Below are 20,722 nucleotides of genomic sequence, written 5' to 3' on the forward strand. Positions count from 1 at the left end.
CCGCCACCGCCACCGCCACCGCCACCGGCGGACTCCGTTTCCACGCCGTCCAGTTCCGCTACCCGGACGCCCCGGCCGGCTCCGCTCCCGTACTCGACCGCATCGACCTCCACATCCGCCCCGGCGAGACCATGGCCCTCGTGGGCGGCACCGGCACCGGGAAGACGACGCTCACCGCGCTCGTTCCCCGGCTGCACGAGGTCACGGCGGGCCGGATCACCCTGGACGGCGAGGACATCACCGAGATGCCCCGGGAAACGCTGCGCGCACTCGTGGCGGTCGCCTTCGAGGAGCCGACCCTCTTCTCGGCGAGCGTCGGGGAGAACGTCCTCATGGGCGCCGAGGCCCACGCGGGCGAGACCGAGCTGAACCGCGCCCTGGCCGTCGCACAGGCGGACTTCGTCCACGCGCTCCCCCAGGACACGGACACCCAGGTCGGCGAGCAGGGCCTCAGCCTCTCCGGCGGCCAGCGCCAGCGACTCGCCCTGGCCCGGGCCGTGGTCGGCAGACCCCGCTTCCTCGTCCTGGACGACCCCCTGTCGGCGCTGGACGTGCACACGGAGGCTCTGGTCGAGGCGGCCCTCCGCCGCGTCCTCGCCGACACGACCGCCCTCGTCGTGGCCCACCGCCCGTCCACGGTCATGCTCGCCGACCGGGTGGCCCTGCTCTCCGAGGGCCGCATCACCGCCGTCGGCACGCACCACGAACTGCTGCGTACGAGCGCGGAGTACGCCTGGCTGATGTCCGGGACGGCAGAGACGACGACAGCGACGAGCGAGGGGGACAACCGATGACGGCGCCCACGACCACCGCGCCGACCGACGAAGAGGACCGGCCGGCGCCTCCGCACAGGAACGGCGACCCCTTCGACCGCGACTCCCTACCCACTCCCCCGCGCGCGACGGCCGGCCTCCTGCGTTCCCTGCTCGCGCCGATGAAGGCCCGCGTCGTCCTCGCCGCGGTCCTGCTGCTGCTCCAGCAGGCCGCCGTGCAGGCGGGCCCGCTCCTCGTGGCGTACGCCATCGACCGTGCCGTACCGGCCTTCCGCGGCGACGACCACGGTCCGCTGATCGCCGTGGCGGTCGCCTACGTCCTGGCGTCGGTGGCGGCCGGCACGCTCCAGTACGGCTTCGTCCTGACCTCCGCCCGCGTCAACCAGGACGTCCTGCTCGACCTGCGCGGCCGGATCTTCCGGCACGCGCAGGCGCTCAGCGTCGACTTCCACGAGCGCTACACCTCGGGCCGGCTCATCTCGCGCTCCACTACGGACGTCGAGTCCCTGCGCGAACTGCTCAGCGAGGGCCTCCAGGAACTCATCACCGTCATCCTGTCGTTCGTCTACATCTCGGCACTGCTGCTCTGGCTCGACCTGGGCCTCGGCGCGGTCGCCGTGGCCTCGTTCGTGCCGCTGTACCTCCTCATCCGGCTCTACCGGCGCCGCGCCGGACGGATCTACAGCGTCCGCTCGACCGCCATCGCCGCCGTCATCGTGAAGTTCGCGGAGACGATGAACGGCATCCGGCCGGTGCGCGCGTTCCGCCGCGAGGCCGTCAACGACGCGGACTTCCACGTACTCAACAGCCGCCACGAACGCATCAACGGCGACGCCATCCTGGAGATGGCCCGCTATGTCATCGGCTCCCGGCTCGTCGCCAACACGGCGGTCGCGGGGATCGTGCTGTGGGGCGCCTACCGGGTGGCGTCGGGCTCGCTGGCGCTGGGCGTGCTGGCCGCCGCGGTGCTGTATCTGCGCCGGCTGTACGACCCGATAGACCGGCTCGGCATGTTCCTCAACTCGTACCAGTCGGCGGCGGCGTCACTGGAGAAGATCGCGGGTCTGCTGGCCCAGGTCCCCTCGGTGCCGGAGCCCGTACGGGCGCGTGCGCTGCCGGAGCTCGTCTCCGAACACCCTGGCCGCCAGGTCGAGTTCATCGACGTCCGCTTCGCGTACCGCACCGGCGGCGAGGTGCTCCCGACCTTCTCGCTGACCCTCCCGGCGGGCCAGACCGTCGCCGTGGTCGGCTCCACGGGCGCGGGCAAGTCGACGCTCGCCAAGCTCCTGGCCCGCTTCTACGACCCCACGGACGGCCGGGTCCTCCTCGACGGCGTCGACCTGCGCGAGCTGTCGGTGCGCGAACTGCGCCGCGGGGTGGTGATGGTGACGCAGGAGGCCTTCCTCTTCTCCGGCACGGTCGCCGAGAACATCGCCATCGGCCGCCCCGACGCCTCCCGCGAGGACATCGAGCGGGCCGCGAAGGCCATCGGCGCCCACGACTTCATCAGCGCCCTGCCGGACGGCTACGACACGGACGTACGCAAGAGGGGTGGCCGTATCTCGGCCGGTCAGCGTCAACTCGTGGCGTTCGCACGGGCGTTGCTCGCCGATCCGGCGGTCCTGATCCTCGACGAGGCCACCAGTTCGCTGGACGTGCCGGGCGAGCGGGCCGTCCAGCGCGCGATGGACACGGTCCTGCGCGGCCGGACGGCGGTCGTCATCGCCCACCGGCTGTCGACCGTCGAGATCGCCGACCGGGTGCTGGTCATGGAGCACGGCCGCATCGTCGAGGACGGCAGCCCGGCCCAACTCGTCGCGGACACGGGCAGGTTCGCGGACCTGCATCAGGCGTGGCGGGACAGCCTGGTGTAGGCGGGCGGCCTCGCGCGGCGGGGCACGCAAGGTATCGACGCCCGGAGAGGGCGGACGGGCACGACACGGGGTGCGGCACGGGATGGGGCCAATGGTCGACGCTTATGAAGAACCCGGGACACCCGACTGTCGCGGTGGCGCGCGGTATCTCTGGTGGCTGGTCGCCAGGCAGCCGGGCCGGGCCGCCGTGGGGGCGCTGCTCGGCACCGTCTGGATGGTGCTCATGGCGCTGACGCCGTATCTGCTGTCCCGCGCGATCGACGACGGCCTGGAACCGGGCGACCAGGCGGTGCTGGCCGGCTGGTCCGCCGCACTGCTGGGTGTCGGGGTGTTCAACTCCTGGGTGAGCATCATGCGGCACCGCACGATGACCAGGCTCCGGATGGACGCCAACTTCCGGTCGGTCAAGCTCGTGGTCGGGCAGGCGACCCGGCTGGGTGCCACGCTGTCGCGCCGGACGGCGGCCGGGGAGGTCGTCACCATCGGCGTCGGTGACGTGCAGACGATCAGCCAGTCCCTGACGGTTGTCGGCCCGGGTGTGGGCGCGGCCGTCGCCTACGCCGTCGTGGCCGGACTGCTGCTGTCGGTCTCGCTGCCGCTGGCCGCGGTGGTGCTGCTCGGGGTGCCGGTGACAGTCGTACTCGTCGGTCCGCTGATGGGGCGGCTGCGGGGCGCGGAGACGGAGTACCGCGAGCGGCAGAGCGTGCTGACTGCGCGGATCGGCGATCTCGCGGGCGGGCTGCGGGTCCTCAACGGCCTTGGTGGCAAAGGGCTGTTCGCCGACACCTTCCGCCGTGACTCGCAGCGGCTGCGGGTGCAGGGGTACCGGGTCGGGTCGGTGACGAGCTGGATCCAGGCGCTCGGTGTCGGGCTGCCGACGGTGTTCCTGGCCGTCGTGACGTGGCTGGCGGCCCGGCTCGCCGCTCAAGGGTCCATCACGATCGGCGAGTTGGTCTCCGTGTACGGCTATGTCGCGGTCCTGGTGGCGCCGGTGGCCTTCTTCGTCGAGTGCGGCTATCAGTTGAGCCGGGGTGTGGTGGCCGCCCGGCGCGTCGTACGGTTCCTGTCCCTGGAGCCGATGGAGACGGGCCGCACCTCCGTGGACGCGCCGGCCGAACCCTCCGTACTGCACGATCCGCGGTCCGGTGTGCGGGTGGCGCCCGGCAGGCTGACCGCGCTGGTCGGCGCCCGTCCGGCGGAGTCCGCCGCCGTGGTCGACCGGCTCGGCCGGTACACCGCGTCGGCGGCGACCTGGGGCGGCGTACGCCTCGACGCGATCGCCCTGCCGCAGGTCCGGGCGCGCATCCTGGTCGCGGACAACGAGGCCGACCTGTTCGCGGGCACCCTGCGCGACCTGGTCTCCGGCCGCGGGGACCCCGACGAGGAGTCCGTTGCCCGGGCGGTGCACGCGGCCGTGGCGGACGACGTCGTGCTCGGGCTGCCGGACGGGCTCGACTCGGCCGTCGACGCGCAGGGCCGCAGTCTCTCCGGAGGCCAGCGGCAGCGCGTACGCCTGGTGCGGGCGCTGCTCGCCGACCCCGAGGTGCTGCTCGCGGTCGAGCCCACCTCGGCGCTGGACGCGCACACCGAGGCCGCCGTCGCCGCCCGGCTGCGCGCGGCGCGCTCGGGCCGTACGACCCTCGTGACCAGCACCTCGCCGCTCGTCCTCGACCAGGTGGACACCGTGTACTACCTGGTCGACGGCAAGGTCGCGGCCGTCGGCGGCCATCAGGAACTCCTCGACGGGGAGCCGGGCTACCGCGCGCTGGTGGCCCGCGACGCGGACGTCGACGACCCGGACGACCCGGCCGGTGTGGACGACACGGACGCCGACGAGTCGGACCTGGACACGGCATCGGGCCTGGACACGGCATCGGATCTGGACGCAGAGGAGGCCGTGCGATGACCGCGCAGCTGCCGGTCGCCGAACCGGCCGACGTACGCAGGGCCGCGGGCCGGCTGATCCGCGCGGACGGCCGCGCCTTCGCCGTCGTGCTCGTGCTGAACGCGCTGGCCGCCGCTGCCGGTCTGGTCGGTCCGTGGCTGCTCGGCCGCATCATCGACGAGGTCCGGGCCGGTGGCGGCGTGGCCGTCGTGGACCGCCTTGCGCTGGTCATCCTGGTGTGCGCGCTGGGGCAGTTGCTGCTGGCGCGCGGCGCCCGGTACGTGGGGTACCGGTTCGGGGAGCGGACGCTGGCGCGGGTGCGCGAGGAGTTCGTCGAGCGGACGCTGACCCTGCCCGCCTCGGTCGTGGAGCGGGCGGGCACGGGCGATCTGACGGCCCGGGGCACCGCGGACGTCTCCGCGGTGGGTACGACCCTGCGCGACGCCGGTCCAGAGCTGCTGATCTCCTCGGTCCAGTGTCTGTTCCTCCTCGGCGCGGTCTTCGCGCTCGACCCGATGCTCGGCGCCTGCGCGGTGCTGGCGCAGGCCGGTATCTGGCTCGCCCTGCGCTGGTATCTGCGCCGGGCGCGCACCGGCTATCTCGCCGAGGGGGCCGCCACGTCGGAGGTGGCCGAGATCCTCACGGCGACCGCGTCCGGCGGGCGCACGGTCGAGGCGTTCGGACTCCAGCGGCGGCGGATCGCCGCGAGCCGGGACGCGCTGGAGACGTCCCGGCGCACCCGGTTGTACACGCTGTACCTGCGGACCGTGTTCTTCGTGACCGTGGAGATCTCGTTCGTACTCCCCGTGGCCGTCGTGCTGCTGGTCGGCGGTGCCCTGCACGAGCGGGGCACGGTGAGCCTGGGCGCCGTGGTCGCGGCGACCCTGTATCTGCGGCAGCTGGAGTCGCCGCTGGACCAGGTCCTGATGCGGGTGGAGCAACTGCAGGCCAGCAGCGCCTCGTTCACCCGGGTGGAGGGCCCCGGCCGGGCGCCGCGGGCCGCCCTGTCCGGCTCCCCGGCCCCGGCGGACGACCGCATCGACATGACGGACGTGCGCTACTCGTACGACCGCGGGGGCGAGGTCCTGCGCGGGGTGGACCTGACCGTTCGGCCCGGGGAGCGGCTGGCCGTGGTCGGGCCCTCCGGCGCGGGGAAGACCACCCTGAGCCGGCTGCTGGCGGGCATCGACGCGCCGCGCTCGGGCTCGGTGACGGTGGGCGGGGTGCCGATCGTCGGCCTCGACCCGGAGCAGCTGCGGCGGCAGGTCGTCCTCGTCACCCAGGAACACCACGTGTTCCTCGGCACGGTCCGCGACAACCTGCTCATCGCCGAACCGTCCGCCGGTGACGCCGAGTTGTGGGCGGCCCTCGCAGCGGTCGGCGCCGACGACTGGGTCCGGGAGCTGCCGGACGGCCTCGACACGGAGCTCGGGCCCGACAGTCCCCACCGGGCGGACGGCTCCCGGGCCCAGCAACTGGCCCTGGCCCGGGTCGTGTTGGCAGACCCCCACACCCTGATCCTCGACGAGGCCACGGCCCTCCTGGACCCGGCGACCGCCCGCCACACCGAGCGAGCGCTCGCCGCCGTCCTCGAAGGCCGCACCGTCATCGCCATCGCCCACCGCCTGCACACCGCCCACGACGCCGACCGGGTCGCCGTGATGGAGGACGGCCGCCTGACCGAACTGGGCACCCACGACAGCCTGGTGGCCGCCGACGGTGCGTACGCGTCCCTGTGGCACTCGTGGCACGGGGAGCGGCCGGGACTTCCCGACCAACGGCCTTCATGAGCCTGGCCTTTCGTACGCCTGATCGTGCGCGGGCCTGAGCCTGCGTGGGCTTGAGTCTGCGTGGGCTTGAGCCCGCGCGGGTCTGAGCCCGCATAGGCCTGAGCCTGCGCGCGCCAGGCACCCGGTGACGCGCTCGCCGGCAACGAGTCCGTATACCGAACATGACCACCCGGACAACGAACCGTTTCCAGCCAACTTCTTGATGCGCACCTGACAGAGAGCGCAATCTCCTGCCACTCTTCCCACGACCACTCCACAGCAACCCCACAAGAACCGCTGTGCCGTGGTGGACCCCCACGCACGCCCGCACGTGCCCCATGCAAGTGGTTCCGCGTTCCGCCTTGTTCTGCCCGGACGGCCCCCAACCATCCGGTCCCCCCTGGCCGCGCGATCCGCGATCCGCGGCCACGCAGAAGGAGTCCGTGTTGAGACGCATCTCCCACAGACGCACCTCCCACACCGCAGGCACTTCTCAGACCGTGGGTAACTCCCGTTCCTCGTTCGCCTCCCGTTCCACCCGGCGCAAGGCCGCCGGCGGCGCGCTCGTCGCCGTCGCCGCCCTGCTCGCCGCGGCCGTCCAGACGGGCGCCGCCACCGCCGACGCCAGGCCCGCCCCGGGCAAGCTCGACAAGGGCGCCCTGGCTGTGAAGCTCTCCCCCTCCCAGCGCACCGCGCTGATACGCGACGCCGACTCCACAAAGGCGGACACCGCCGAGGAACTGGGCCTGGGCGCCAAGGAGAAGCTCGTCGTCAGGGACGTCGTCAAGGACGCCGACGGCACGGTCCACACCCGCTACGAGCGCACCTACGCCGGACTCCCGGTCCTCGGCGGCGACCTGATTGTCGAGACGGCCAAGTCCGGGAAGACCAAAGGAGTCACGCGCTCGGTGAAGGCCCAGCTCAAGGGCATCACCACCAGCGCCGCCGTGAAGCCCTCGGCCGCCGAGAAGCAGGCCCTCAAGGCCGCCGCCGCCGACGGTTCGAAGAAGACCGAGGCGGACGCCCGCAAGGTCGTCTGGGCGGCGAGCGGCACGCCGACTCTCGCGTACGAGACCGTGGTCGGCGGGCTGCAGCAGGACGGCACCCCGAACGAGCTGCACGTCATCACCGACGCGGCCACCGGCAAGAAGCTGTACGAGTACCAGGGCGTCGAGAACGGCACAGGCAACACCCAGTACAGCGGCACGGTGCCCCTCGGCACCGCCCAGTCCGGGTCGACGTTCAACCTCACCGACACGACCCGCGGCAACCACAGGACGAACAACCTGAACCGCGGTACGTCGGGCACCGGCACCCTCTTCTCGGGCTCCGACGACGTGTGGGGCAACGGCACCGCGTCCAACACGGAGACGGCCGGCGCGGACGCCCAGTACGGTGCCGCGCTGACCTGGGACTACTACAAGAACGTGCAGGGCAGAAACGGCATCAAGGGTGACGGCGTCGGCGCGTACTCGCGCGTCCACTACGGCAACAACTACGTCAACGCCTTCTGGCAGGACTCCTGCTTCTGCATGACGTACGGCGACGGCGACGGCAACGCCAAACCGCTGACGTCGGTCGACGTGGCCGCGCACGAGATGACGCACGGCGTCACCTCCAACACCGCGGGCCTCATCTACAGCGGCGAATCGGGAGGGTTGAACGAGGCGACGTCCGACATCTTCGGCGCGGCCGTGGAGTTCTACGCCGGCAACTCGAACGACGTCGGCGACTACATGGTCGGCGAGAAGATCGACATCAACGGCGACGGCACCCCGCTGCGCTACATGGACCAGCCGAGCAAGGACGGCGCGTCCAAGGACAGCTGGTACTCGGGCATGGGCTCGATCAACGTCCACTACTCCTCCGGCCCGGCGAACCACTGGTTCTACCTGCTGAGCGAGGGCAGTGGCGCCAAGACCGTCAACGGCGTCTCGTACAACTCGCCGACCTCCGACGGCCTTCCGGTCACCGGCATCGGCCGCGACAAGGCCGCGCTGATCTGGTTCAAGGCGCTCACCACGAAGTTCACGTCCAACACCAACTACGCGGCGGCCCGCACCGGCACGCTCGCTGTCGCGGGTGAGCTGTACGGCACCACGAGCGCCGAGTACACGGCGGTGCAGAACGCGTGGGCCGGCATCAACGTCGGCGCACGGCCCGGCGGTGGCGGTGGCGGCGGCACGTCGTTCGAGAGCACGACGGCCGTAGCGATTCCGGACAACGGAGCGGCGGTGACGTCGTCGATCACCGTCACCGGCCAGGCCGGCAACGCTCCCACCAACCTGGTCGTCACCCCGAACATCACGCACACGTGGCGCGGTGACCTGGTGGTCGACCTGGTGGCGCCGGACGGCACGAGCTACCGCCTCAAGCCCTTCAGCTCCTCGGACTCGGCGGACAACGTCACCGAGCCGTACACGGTGAACGCGTCCTCCGAAGTCGCCAACGGCACCTGGCAGTTGAAGGTCCAGGACCAGGCGGCGCAGGACACCGGAAGGATCAATGGCTGGAAGATCACCTTCCCCCAGGCCTAACCGATCCGGGTGAGCCCAGGCCACACAAACTCACCCAGGCTCACACCCACAGAGCGCCGCCCCCGGGATCCGACCCCCGGGGCGGCGCCCTTTTTTGCCATGCCATTGCCGCCATCTTGCGACGGCCCTCCCCACCCTTTACCAGGCCTTTGCCGGCGATCAAGTCCGCAATCCGTACGCGGATCTTCGGGCAGCAGACGATTTCCGGCCAACCTTTATTCGCCCCGCTGACATGTACAGGACTCAACTGGCAACGTTCACCTCGCATCACCGCTTACGGCACACCCGCACCGCAACTTCACAACCGCCCGACCGGTCCCCCATGCCAGTCGGACACCCCCCACGAAGGAGCTCGTGTGACCCCCCTCTACGCGCGTCACAAGCGCACCACTCTGGCCGTCGCCACCGCAGTCGCGGCCGGAGCCCTGCTCGCCACCGGTCTGACCACCGGCGCCTCCGCCCAGTCCCCGGCCGAGCAGTCCGGCGGGACGGCCCTCGCCGCGGCCCCGGTCCAGCTGACCGCGGCAGCCCGTACGAGCCTCATCCAGAAGGCCGACGCCGCCACGGCGGACACGGCCGACGAGATAGGTCTCGGCGCCAAGGAGAAGCTCGTCGTCAGAGACGTCGTCAAGGACGCCGACGGCACGACGCACACCCGGTACGAGCGCACGTACGCCGGACTCCCGGTCCTCGGCGGCGACTTGGTGATCCACAAGACCAAGGCCGGCAAGACCCAGGGCGTGACCAAGGCGACCAAGGCCACCATCAAGGTCTCCGACGTCACCCCGGACATCGCCAGGTCCACCGCCGAGAAGCAGGCGTTGAAGGCGGCGAAGGCCGAGGGCAGCACCGAGTCCGCGGCCGACAAGGCGCCCCGCAAGGTCGTCTGGGCGGCCGACGGCAAGCCGGCCCTGGCCTACGAGACGGTCGTCGGCGGTTTCCAGCGCGACGGCACCCCGCAGCAGCTGCACGTCGTCACCGACGCGCAGACGGGCAAGAAGCTGTACGAGTGGGAGGCGATCCAGACCGGCACCGGCAACAGCCAGTACTCCGGCAAGGTCACCATCGGCACCTCGCTGTCGGGCTCGACGTACCAGCTCAACGACACCTCCCGCGGCGCCCACAAGACGTACAACCTCAACCGGGGTACGTCCGGCACCGGCACCCTCTTCACCGACGCGGACGACACCTGGGGCACGGGCGCGGCCTCGAACACCCAGACCGCCGCGGTCGACGCGCACTTCGGCGCCCAGGCCACCTGGGACTTCTACAAGAACGTCCTCGGCCGCAGCGGCATCAAGAACGACGGCAAGGCCGCCTACTCCCGCGTCCACTACGGCAACGCGTACGTGAACGCCTTCTGGGACGACAGCTGCTTCTGCATGACGTACGGCGACGGCTCGGGCAACAGCAAGCCGCTGACGTCCCTCGACGTGGCGGGCCACGAGATGACGCACGGCGTCACGTCGAACACCGCGGGCCTCAACTACAGCGGTGAGTCGGGCGGCCTGAACGAGGCCACCTCCGACATCTTCGGCACCGCGGTGGAGTTCTACTCGGCCAACGCGTCCGACGTCGGCGACTACCTCATCGGCGAGAAGATCGACATCAACGGCAACGGCACCCCGCTGCGCTACATGGACAAGCCGAGCAAGGACGGCGCGTCCAAGGACAGCTGGTCGTCCAGCCTGGGCGGCATCAACGTCCACTACTCCTCGGGCCCGGCGAACCACTTCTTCTACCTCCTCTCGGAGGGCAGCGGCGCCAAGACGATCAACGGCGTCAGCTACAACTCCCCGACCTCCAACGGCTCGACGGTCACCGGCATCGGCCGCGACAAGGCCACCAAGATCTGGTACAAGGCGCTCACCGAGTACATGACGTCCACGACGAAGTACGCGGGCGCCCGTACGGCGACGCTGAGCGCGGCGTCGGCGCTGTACGGCGGCACGGCGAGCACGGAGTACAAGGCAGTCCAGGCGGCCTGGGCCGGAGTCAACGTCAACTGACACCCGCGTAGTTGGCTGTAGTCGAGCGGTAGTCGATTGGGGCGGTACCCGGAACGAAGGCATTCCCGGGTACCGCCCTACTCTTGGTTCCCATGCCCTACACGTACGAGGACGTGGGTGCGACCCGCGACGGCCGGTGCCCACCCGGCTTCCATCCCCTGCACGTCCGCAGCCGCATCGGCGAGGGCCAGGAGGTCTTCAAATCCGCGTCCCAGGCGGTCCTGACCTGGGACCTCCACAGAGCGGTCGGCGTCAAGATCACGACGGACGCCCCGCAGGCAGCCCCCGGTGTGGACGTCACGGTCGGCCTGGGCCTGCTCCAGGCCCCCTGCCGCATCGTCTGGACCGTCGACGAACCCCGCCGAGCCGGCTGGGCCTACGGCACCCTCCCCGGCCACCCCGAATCCGGCGAGGAAGCCTTCGTCGTCGACCGCACGGGCGACGGCACCGTCTGGCTGACGATAACCGCCTTCAGCCGCCCGGCGAAGTGGTACGCGAAGGCGGGCGGGGCGGCTACGCGGGGGTTGCAGCATGCTTACGCGCGGCGGTGCGGGGTGGTGCTGCGAAAGATGTGCGAGGACCCCAAGGGAGATTTTCTGGGGTAGCCGAGCGCGGCCGGTTCCGCAGAAGGTGGCTCATGCGGATCAGTCGCACTCGCCATACGTAGCCCCCGGTCGGGTCTCAGCCCGAGACGTACGGCCCCTCGGCAGCCTTCAGCCGCTGCATGGCCGTCAGCCGGACGGCGAAGTACACCGCGGCCGCCGCCGCGGCGACGTCCAGGATGTCGGCGACCGTCACCTGGAGCACGGCGTCCCGGATCTCCGAGAGGGCGTCGGCGTTCTCGTAACGCTGCCCGGCGAACCGCTGGAACAAGGTCGTCGTGACGAACAGACCCCACCACAGGTTCACCGGCCAGAGGGGAACCTTGTACGGCTGACCATCGCCCGGCAGCCGCGCGCTGGCTCCCCACATGCCGATTGCGACCCGATAAGGCATCCAGGGATTCGCCACCGGGACGAACCAGCATCCGACCGCCCAGCCGGGGCCGTTGCGGAACCGATCCGGCCCAAGTACCCCGGCGCAGCGACGCATCCAGAAGAACCAGACGATGAACCCGATCGCACAGGCGAGGAACGTGGCGCCCTGGATCTGTCCTGCCGTCCGGTAGAGCGCGTCGGCATCATCCACCTCCTGCCGCGGCGCGAAGGCGAAGCCCCCGCCCTCGTCGATCAGCGTGTACAGCCGGACGCCGGCGCAGACGGCGAACAGATCGCTCAGAGCAACAACGGCGAGCAACGCCGACACCTCGGCGAGGAGGAAGCGCGGCGGCTGTGCCACCCGGCCGGGCAGCGCTGAACGCGGATGAAGTTCATTTCGGCGGCACTGGCGCCGTGGCGCAAGCCGCGGGCAGTGCACGACCCGGGCAAGGTCCTGCTGGATGTCGCGCTCGCAACAGCTCTGGGCGGGGACTGCCTCGCCGACGTCGCCATGCTGCGGGCCGAGGACGACGTGTTCGGCCCGGTGGCATCGGACCCCACGGTCTCCCGGCTCGTCGACGCCCTCGCCGCAGCCGGGCCGAAGGCGCTCACCGCGATCCGTAGGGCGCGAGCCGAAGTACGCGAGCGGGTCTGGGAGTTGGCTGGCGCGGACAGTCCGGTCGCCGGTGGCAGCGTGATCGTGGACATCGACGGGGTGCTGGTCCTGGCGCACTCCGAGAAGCAGGATGCCACCGCGACCTGGAAGAAGACCTTCGGCCATCATCCGCTCGTCGCGTTCGTCGACCACGGCCCAGCCGGGTCCGGAGAGCCGGTGGCCGCGCGGCTGCGGCCCGGCAATGCCGGCTCCAACACCGCCGCCGACCACATCGAAACCGCCCGAATCGCCCTGGCCCAACTGCCGAAACACCTGCGGCGGGGACGCCAGACGCTGATCCGCACCGACTCCGCCGGCGGCACCCATACCTTCCTCGACTGGCTCTCCAGGCCCGGCCGGTGGCTGTCGTGTTCCGTCGGAATGACCATCACCGACACCCTCCACCAGGCCGTCCTGAAGATCCCGAAGAAGGCATGGACACCGGCCTACGACGCCGGCGGCACCGAACGGCCCGGCGCCTGGGTCGCCGAGATCACCGACATGCCCGACCTGAGCACCTGGCCAAGGGCATGCGGCTGATCGTCAGAAAGGAACGGCCGCACCCCGGCGCCCAGTTGCGCTTCACCGACCTGGACGGACTGCGGCTGACCTGCTTCGCGACCAACACCCAAGGCGGCCAGCTCGCCGACCTCGAACTACGTCACCGCCGCCGGGCCCGCTGCGAGGACCGCGTCCGAGGCGCCCGCGACACCGGTCTGCGCAACCTGCCCCTGCACGACACGGCACAGAACCGGATCTGGCTGGAGATCGTCTCGCTCGCACTCGACCTCCTCGCCTGGATGCCCATGCTCGCCCTGACCGGCAAGACCCGCCGCTGGGAACCCAAACGGCTTCGCCTGCGGCTGTTCTCCGCCGCCGCCCAGCTCGTGAACACCGGCCGCCGCCACTGGCTGCGCTTCACGGGCCGATGGCCCTGGACCGACGTCATCACGCACGCGATCGCCAGGCTCCACATCCTCCCGAACCCCGGCTGACCAGCCACTTCCGCCATCCCGACAACCCCACCACCGCACCGGCGAAGTGGAACCCGGCGCCCACCCGACGCGAGAGCCGGGCCCTCAGCCTGCCCCAGCCCCGAAGAGGCCCCACCACACAGACACAAAGTCCCCGTCAGCAAGCTGACCGAGGACTCATGAATGATCGAGGTTAATGCGTGCGGCAATGTACGGAAAGGATTGCCGGGGTTTTTCGGCGATATCAGCCGCCCTTTCGACCTGGCGTGCTTGACGAGGAGTGCTGGCGAAACGGCCTACTGGGGTGCGGAATTGGATGGCGCACCAGCCTGCCGCATCGGGCTCTTCGGGCCACGGCTCGCGAAGCGATGTCACCGCCGACGACAAGGCGCTTGGCCGACCATCTCCGCGGACCCAGAGCCTGCATCACCCGGGATGCGGGCCTCCCGCGGATCCCAGGGATGTTCCGGAAGCCGCGCCAACGCCATCTCCCGGGGCGGCAGAGGTGAGGGCTGGCGAGACCTCCGAGGTGCAGTCGTTCAGCTCGTGGTGTCGGCTGCCGGCGAGGTGCTCTGCCCTAACAGTCTGGTGTGCAGGGTGGCCAACACGGCTCATGGACGACTCGGAACGGCTCCGCACCCGAACGAGGGGAGACGACGGTGACGAGCTTCTCCCCTGGCCGTGCCGGCGCCGCGGCTGCCGGACGAGACAACCGGACGGCGTCTACATGGAGGGACAAGACGTGCTTGAAGCGTTGGTGGCGCCTCAGTTCGAGGGTGTCCACATGCCAGAGTCGGCCGGTCCCGGATGACGTCAGTGCGATGCAACCTGTGCCTACCGCGGCAGAAATCAGCACGATCCACAGGAGGATGCCTCCCACAGCTGGTCCTTTCAAAGGCTGAGGTTCAAGGGGATGCGCAGGGCCGGGGCCCTGGCGACCCTCGGCATAACGCGGAGGCATATGTGGAGTTGTGCCCTGTCATTCGATTGCAGCCATGCGCAGCAATCTGCCGGCGCCGGCATCTCGATCTATTTACCGATGATCAGTCGGTGGCTGTGGTGGCCAAAGGAGGGTTGGCAGGTGACCCGGCGGCCCACAGGCCGAAGATCGGCGCGCTTCCGTGGGGCTACGGAGCCGTCCGCTAGGCGAGATGCAAGTCAACGGAGCCGGCGATGGGGGCTCAACGCTGAGGGGGCAGACGGGGATGACGGCCTGCGGCAAAAATCGGCGATATGCGTGGAAATCCCGCCGTGCATGAGAGCCGCCGCCGCGGGTGCGCGGCACGTAGCAGGGCCGTCGCAGCGGAGCATGCGCGTGGCTGCCCGGCCGGTGCGGGACGGGAGTGAAGGGTCCGTCGCGCATCGTCTTCCGAGTCGCGGCGTGGCGGCGCGAAAAAGGGGGCGCGGCTATTGCCCTCCTGATTGGTATGGAAAACCGGTAGGACGGTGTCAACGCTTATTCGTCGACCACCATCACCCGGATGGCACGCACCCAGACCGACACGCAGAGCGTTTATGGAATATGACAACAGCAAAGCTCCCCGTCTTCCGCCGCAGGACTGCGGAGGGAGACGGACAGGGAGACAGCTTCCACTCCGAGGCGACCCGGATCGGGAAGTGGATGTTCACTCCGCCCTCCACCGACTGTGGCGAGACCCGGAACGCAACGCTGAGACATGAAGATCTGGAAATCGATCTTCGGTACTCCTCCCCGATCTTTGAGGACTTCCTCCACACGATGAGCGTGATCCAGGTCGAGTTCGGCAGGCGGTTGGGGAACACGCCGGCGTCCGCAAGGGCTGTCGGCGAGTGCTCGGGTGGCAGCTCCCGTGTATGAGTCGTACGGGTACCCGGACATCCACGGTGTCCACCCCCAGCCGGAGACCTCCGCGTTCTGGGACCGGCCAGAGAACGTACAGCACACCTATGCCGGGCAACCGCTCGGCGGGCCCGGTGAGGCGCATCCGTCGTGGGATCCGGTGGAGGAGCTCGCCATCCTTCTCCAGGAGAGCGCTGCGCCCGGGCAACCAGAGCCCTTCACCCCAATCGGCTTCGACGACACCGGGGTCACCGGTGACACGGTCAGCACCCTCGACCTCGTTGCAGGGCTGAAGCACACCCCTACCGGGCGTCCGCCCACACAAGCCTCCAGCGGGCACCGCCGGAACCCGTCGAAGTCGTCGGCAGTGACCCTGCTGCAAACGGGCAGTGTGTTCACCGCCGTGCTGGTCGGTGCCATCGCCACTGTGGTAAGCATCCTCAGTGGGCTGGCCATCTGCGACGCTCTGCGCCACACCGCCGCGGCCCACACGGACCGTGAAGTGGCCAGCTGGTGGCCCCTGCTGATCTACGGCCCCTGGATGGTCGCCTCCCTGTCCATCCTCAGATCCGCGCTGCACCAGCGCCGCGCGCTCCATTCCTGGTCCATCGTTTTGTTGTTCACCACCCTGGCCACGCTTCTGTGCGTAGCCCAGGCACCGAGAACGATCACCGCCGGGGCGGCGGCTGCTCTTCCTGCCGTCGCGGCGCTGGCCTGCTTCCAGCAGCTGGTCCGCCAGATCACACTCACGCGACCGCCTCGCCAAGCCGCTCCGCGACACCGAAACCCGACGCCCTCTGCGTCCGTTCCGCTCGGGCAGACGGCGGCTGCCAGACGCAGCCCGGGCAGTGTCCCTCCCGGCTACCCCGCGGCAGGCAACAGAGCTGTCCACTCTCCGTCCCACAGTCACAAATTTGGGTAAGACGCGTAACGGTCGTACGTGTGGGGCAATGCCACTCGTGCCAGTCAATGTCACGGTCCCAGGGTCGGGCAATGGGTTTGGGTTACTCGAGTCCGTACCGTCAGCGGAGTCTGACTGGCCGACAGTCTTGCCGTCGGTGAGATCGGTCCGCCGTCCAAGCTCGGGGAGTGGGGATCCTGGGCGAGCGTCCCAGCGGAAACGGCACTGTCGGACGACGACGCAAGAGGGTCGAGCATGCCATGGGCGGCGACCGCGAAGCACAAAGGCGGTAGCAGCCGCTAACCTCGCGCTTTCATGAAGCCTGTTATCCAACGGGTGGTCAGACAAACGAATGAGGATTGTCGAGGTCCTTGTTCCTGCCACCGTCGGAGGCACTTCCCAGGTGAAGAAGCGTATCGGGTCCTACCCGCGGGTCCGCGTCGAGGGTGGTGGCCGGGCGGTGGTCTCGCAGGCAGGAGGCGTCCTGCTCGTGGAGACGGCCCGGAAGACCGGGCTGGACCAGGCAATATCGGCGGCTCTGGCGCCATGGCGCAAGACACGGGCGGTGCACGATCCGGGGAAGATCCTGCTGGATGTGGCCCTTGCAGTCGCGCTCGGCGGGGACTGCCTCGCAGACGTGGGCATGCTGCGGGCCGAGCCGGCCGTGTTCGGTGCGGTGGCCTCCGATCCCACCGTCTCCCGCCTCATCGATTCCCTCGCATCAGCCGGGCCGAAAGCCCTGGCGGCGATCCGCACCGCGCGGGCGCAAGTCCGCGAACAGGTCTGGAAGTTGGCCGGGGCGGCGGCTCCGGACATGGGCGGGCAGGTGATCGTGGACATCGACGGGGTGCTGGTACTGGCGCACTCCGAGAAGCAGGACGCCGCCGCGACCTGGAAGAAGACGTTCGGGCACCACCCGTTGATGGGCTTCGTCGACCACGGAAGCGGCGGCAGCGGGGAGCCGGTGGCCGGCCTGCTGCGACCCGGGAACGCGGGCAGCAACACCGCCACCGATCACATAGAGACCGCCGAACTCGCCCTGGCCCAGCTGCCGAAGAAGTACCGGCGCGGACGCCAGACGCTGATCCGTACCGATTCCGGCGGTGGCACTCACGAGTTCGTGGCCTGGCTCGCCAAGCGCGGCCGGTGGCTGTCCTACTCGGTCGGGATGACCATCACCGACGCCATCCACCACGCCGTTCTGCGAGTTCCCGCCACGGCCTGGACGGTGGCCATCGAGTCAGGCGGGGAAATCCGCGACGGCGCCTGGGTCGCCGAGATCGACGGTGACGTGCTCAAGGGCTGGCCGAAGGGCATGCGGCTGATCGTCCGCAAGGAACGGCCCCATCCCGGCGCCCAGCTACGGTTCACCGACGCCGACGGACTGCGGCTCACCTGCTTCGCCACCAACACCACCGGCACGCCCATCGCCTAGCTGGAGCTGCGGCACCGCCGACGTGCTCGCGCCGAGGACCGCATCCGAAACGCCCGTGCCACCGGCCTGCGCAACCTGCCACTGCACGACACCGCCCAGAACCGGATCTGGCTGGAGATCGTCCAGCTCGCACTCGACCTGCTCGCCTGGATGCCGATGCTCGCCCTCACCGGCAAAGCTCGCAGGTGGGAGCCCCGCCGACTGCGACTGCGGCTGTTCTCCGCCGCCGCCCAGCTCGTCACCACCGGCCGACGTCGGCATCTGAGATTCGCCCGCCACTGGCCCTGGACCGATGTCATCACCGACGCGATCCGGCAGCTCGACGCCCTCCCGAACCCCGACTGACCAGGCACATCAAGCAGCCCCTCGAACCTGAACCACCCCACCGGAACCGTGGAACCCGGCGCACACCCGACGCGACAGCCGGGCCATCAGCCTGCCCGCGACCCGCCCAACAGACCGAAACAGCCCGCCAGTTGAACTGACGAGCCATCACGAAAGATCGAGGCTAGACACCACGTGGACGATCATTTCGGCGAAATAATCTAAGCCCGACACCCTGCTGACCAGCCCCGTTACGACTGGAACTAAAGATTCAGCATAGTCTATTCGGATTCTCAATCTAATTTCCGAAGTGAACATCCATTGGAGAACTAAGGATAGAGCCTCAATCCGCCACCCTCCGGCAATTGATCCTCAAATCTGCACGCAGCAACAGCGCGATGACCAGAGCTCCAGATGCTTTGCAATATTTCACCGATAACGGCCACCACTTCATTTCGCAATACGCCATCAAGGGGTTCGCACTCAAGCACGGTCGCCCACTGAGTAAAGTCGGTTTGCGCACCCCCCGTTTCATAGTCATTGTGCGCACCATAAACCCTTACTCCCGCGTAAACAATCACCCTCCTCGACTCCAAACGGGCATGCAGAGCACCAGAAAGCAGGGAAAGAGTGCTGCCCGGATCCGCAACATCGACATAGATAGTGCAATCCATCTCGACATCCGTCGAATGATCACTTGAGCCCGATGAATGGACCATTATCAAATTCCCCTCCCATTTTAATCACCGAGACGTCGACATGATGAAGATCGAAATTCAAAATCTCATCTATTTCATCACGCATTCTACTAAGCTTAGGCACTGCGTCCCCTGCCGTGATCTTCCCTGCCTCGACGGCCCTGTCTCGCGTTTTCGAGTTCGCCGATCCGGGGTTGGGGCGACTCCAACGTTGAGAAACCATAGCATCGAACGTTTTAGGGGTGACACGTACCGCTATATCCAAGTCCGATGAACCAAGCACATTTCCAGTCACCCGACTACCCTGAACTGCAACGTCAGCCTCTATCTTTAGACCTTTACGGAACACGGCCTCAATGGCCGAGAATTGCGACCGAGTCACGCCTTCCGGAAGCCTGACAGTTTGATTCCATCGAGTACCGCTACGCAGCCCGAAGAATCCGACAGCACCCCCCTGCATTCCCGACAAGACTGCAAACTTATACAGCGAATTACGCGCAGCACACACCCATTTAGCATCACCCGACAGGCAGGGCAGATCGGGAATATCGGTTTCCTGCGGTTGAGCATCCACGGCGTCACAACTGCTCGCCATGGCATAAATGCATACACCGTTAGGAGCCTGATATCGATACTTTTGCGGAAGCTCCCCGAGTTCCGGAACCTCAGCAAAGACAATGACGTTCCCCGCACTGTTGGTAATGGACGTTCCTGACTTGGTGTAATCGACGGCTTCATTGAGACGCCCGTTGCCCTCCGTCCCGTCAGGCCGTGTTGGGCATGCCTCCTGGGCTCCCCCCGCTCCTCCACACGCAAGCCCCAGGCCGGTGGGGTCGGAGTGAGTGACCGGACTGTTGGCTGCGTAGCTGTAGCCGTTGAGAGTTTGCGGCTTGTCCGTTTCCAGCAGCGGATCAACGCTGATGAACTGGCCGATGGCCGGGTCATACTCACGGGCACCGACATGCGTCAAACCTGTTGAATCATCAGCCGGTTTACCCAGGAACGCCTTGTCGTCCGGCCAGTTCGTAGCCTTCTCGCCACGCGAAGCACCGAACGGCGTCGTGTACCGCTTCGTCACTGCATACGTCGTCGCATCCATCGCGATGCTCGATGTGCCGTGATGGTCAGCAGCAAGGAAGTTGAGCTTCGTGCCGGAGGCCCCTGACGTCGCCGTACGGACCGCGATCGTCTGGCCGGCGGCCGAGTAATAGCGAGTGCCGGAGAGGGTCTTCGTCGTGCCCTTCGTCGTCAGGCGGATCTCGGTGCCGCCGCGGTAGAGGATCGTGTCGCCGTCACCCGTGGCGCGGCGGATCAGGAGTTCGCCACTCGCGTCGTACAGGTAACTGGTCTGCTCGCCCTTCGGGTTGGTCGTCGTGGCGAGCTTGCCCTCGCTGTTCCAGGTGTGCTGCTGGGAGCCGGACGTGACGGGCTCGGAGCCCATCCAGGTCCCCGCGCTCCACTGCGGTTCCCAGTTCTTGTTGTAGACGATGAAGACTCCGGTGTCCTGGAGCGTGGCGAAATAGCCCGAGCCCCAAGTCTTCGAGTCCCACAGGGGTTTGTTGTCCTTGTCGTAGACGACGAAATTGCCGTCTTCCTGCATGGTGGCCCAAGCGCCCGCGTGACCAGCGGTGTTGGTGTGCCAGGCGACCTCGCCGGTTTTGCGGTCGTAGAGGGTCAGGTCGCCGTCTTCTCGCATGACCAGGCGGGCGCGTTGGGTGAGGACCTCCTCCCCCGACGTGAGCTTCCAGCCGGCGCGGAAGTACTGGTGGGAGGTCGTGGTGGTGCGCTTGGTGGTGTTGCCGCTCTTGTCGTAGTCGAAGTTCTCGGTGCGCGAACCGTCGCCGGTCGTGGAGACCTCGTCCAAGGCGTGCGGCTGGGCCTCCCCCGACGCGGGATAGGAGTACTTGCGCTCTGTGTTCTGGCCCTGGCGGATGCCTACGCCGTGCGCAGTCTCCGTCTTGCGCTGACCCGCGTCGTTGTAGGTGTACGACGTCCAGTACGGCGCTGCGCCGTCGATGTTGCCCGCCGTACGACCCGAGGCCGCGCAGTCCCCCGTCTTCGGGGTCCAGGACTCCGTCAGGCGGCTGTAACC

11 protein-coding genes and 3 pseudogenes are annotated in these 20,722 nt (G+C 68.6%); 11 read left to right on the forward strand and 3 right to left on the reverse strand.

Translation table 11 applies throughout. From position 1 onward, the window contains the following. The 7 genes from O3Q52_RS17865 to O3Q52_RS17895 all read left to right on the forward strand — a co-directional run. Window positions 1–794 (forward strand): ABC transporter ATP-binding protein (locus tag O3Q52_RS17865; RefSeq protein WP_269649783.1); only part of this gene is annotated, 794 nt, incomplete at its 5' end. Then, window positions 791–2,647: an ABC transporter ATP-binding protein gene (locus O3Q52_RS17870; protein WP_269649784.1), complete on the forward strand. Its 1,857-nt coding sequence runs from the start codon at window positions 791–793 to the stop codon at window positions 2,645–2,647. The genes O3Q52_RS17865 and O3Q52_RS17870, both read left to right, overlap by 4 nt. 91 nt (window positions 2,648–2,738) lie before the next feature. After that, a complete protein-coding gene (locus O3Q52_RS17875) occupies window positions 2,739–4,553 on the forward strand; it encodes an ABC transporter ATP-binding protein (RefSeq protein ID WP_269649785.1) in 1,815 nt (604 codons plus the stop codon). Next, window positions 4,550–6,322: an ABC transporter ATP-binding protein gene (locus tag O3Q52_RS17880; RefSeq protein WP_269649786.1), complete on the forward strand. Its 1,773-nt coding sequence runs from the start codon at window positions 4,550–4,552 to the stop codon at window positions 6,320–6,322. Before O3Q52_RS17875 ends, O3Q52_RS17880 begins: the two co-directional genes overlap by 4 nt. Window positions 6,323–6,801: 479 nt before the next feature. Next, on the forward strand, window positions 6,802–8,838 hold the full coding sequence (locus O3Q52_RS17885; RefSeq protein WP_269649797.1) for a M4 family metallopeptidase: 2,037 nt from the start codon (window positions 6,802–6,804) through the stop codon (window positions 8,836–8,838). A 356-nt stretch (window positions 8,839–9,194) separates the two neighbouring features. Then, entirely contained in the window at window positions 9,195–10,847 is a 1,653-nt protein-coding gene (locus tag O3Q52_RS17890; protein ID WP_269649787.1) for a M4 family metallopeptidase, read from the forward strand. Between the two features lie 92 nt (window positions 10,848–10,939). Continuing rightward, window positions 10,940–11,452 (forward strand): DUF1990 family protein, encoded by a 513-nt coding sequence (locus O3Q52_RS17895; protein WP_269649788.1) that lies wholly within the window; start codon window positions 10,940–10,942, stop codon window positions 11,450–11,452. A 76-nt stretch (window positions 11,453–11,528) separates the two neighbouring features. Here the strand turns inward: O3Q52_RS17895 and O3Q52_RS17900 are convergent, their stop codons facing one another. Continuing rightward, on the reverse strand, window positions 11,529–12,185 hold the full coding sequence (locus O3Q52_RS17900; RefSeq protein ID WP_269649789.1) for a DUF4328 domain-containing protein: 657 nt from the start codon (window positions 12,183–12,185) through the stop codon (window positions 11,529–11,531). A 27-nt stretch (window positions 12,186–12,212) separates the two neighbouring features. Here O3Q52_RS17900 and O3Q52_RS17905 point away from each other — a divergent pair. The 4 genes and pseudogenes from O3Q52_RS17905 to O3Q52_RS17920 all read left to right on the forward strand — a co-directional run. Next, window positions 12,213–13,474, forward strand: a pseudogene (locus tag O3Q52_RS17905) (IS1380 family transposase); the annotation flags it as partial. Window positions 13,475–14,975: 1,501 nt separating this feature from the next. Beyond that, window positions 14,976–15,290: a hypothetical protein gene (locus O3Q52_RS17910; RefSeq protein ID WP_269649790.1), complete on the forward strand. Its 315-nt coding sequence runs from the start codon at window positions 14,976–14,978 to the stop codon at window positions 15,288–15,290. Beyond that, window positions 15,271–16,194 (forward strand): DUF2637 domain-containing protein, encoded by a 924-nt coding sequence (locus tag O3Q52_RS17915; RefSeq protein WP_269649791.1) that lies wholly within the window; start codon window positions 15,271–15,273, stop codon window positions 16,192–16,194. The genes O3Q52_RS17910 and O3Q52_RS17915 overlap by 20 nt, the downstream gene beginning before the upstream one ends. A gap of 382 nt (window positions 16,195–16,576) precedes the next feature. Next, window positions 16,577–17,953 (forward strand): annotated as a pseudogene (locus O3Q52_RS17920) (IS1380 family transposase). A 308-nt stretch (window positions 17,954–18,261) separates the two neighbouring features. Here O3Q52_RS17920 and O3Q52_RS17925 read toward each other — a convergent pair. Beyond that, window positions 18,262–18,606, reverse strand: a complete 345-nt coding sequence (locus tag O3Q52_RS17925; RefSeq protein WP_269649792.1) for a hypothetical protein — start codon at window positions 18,604–18,606, stop codon at window positions 18,262–18,264. Window positions 18,607–19,450: 844 nt separating this feature from the next. Continuing rightward, window positions 19,451–20,029: pseudogene (locus O3Q52_RS17930) on the reverse strand (RHS repeat-associated core domain-containing protein); the annotation flags it as partial. Between the last annotated feature and the right edge of the window lie 693 nt (window positions 20,030–20,722).

Origin of the sequence: Streptomyces sp. ActVer (assembly GCF_027270795.1) — a bacterium.
Lineage (GTDB): Bacteria > Actinomycetota > Actinomycetes > Streptomycetales > Streptomycetaceae > Streptomyces > Streptomyces umbrinus_A.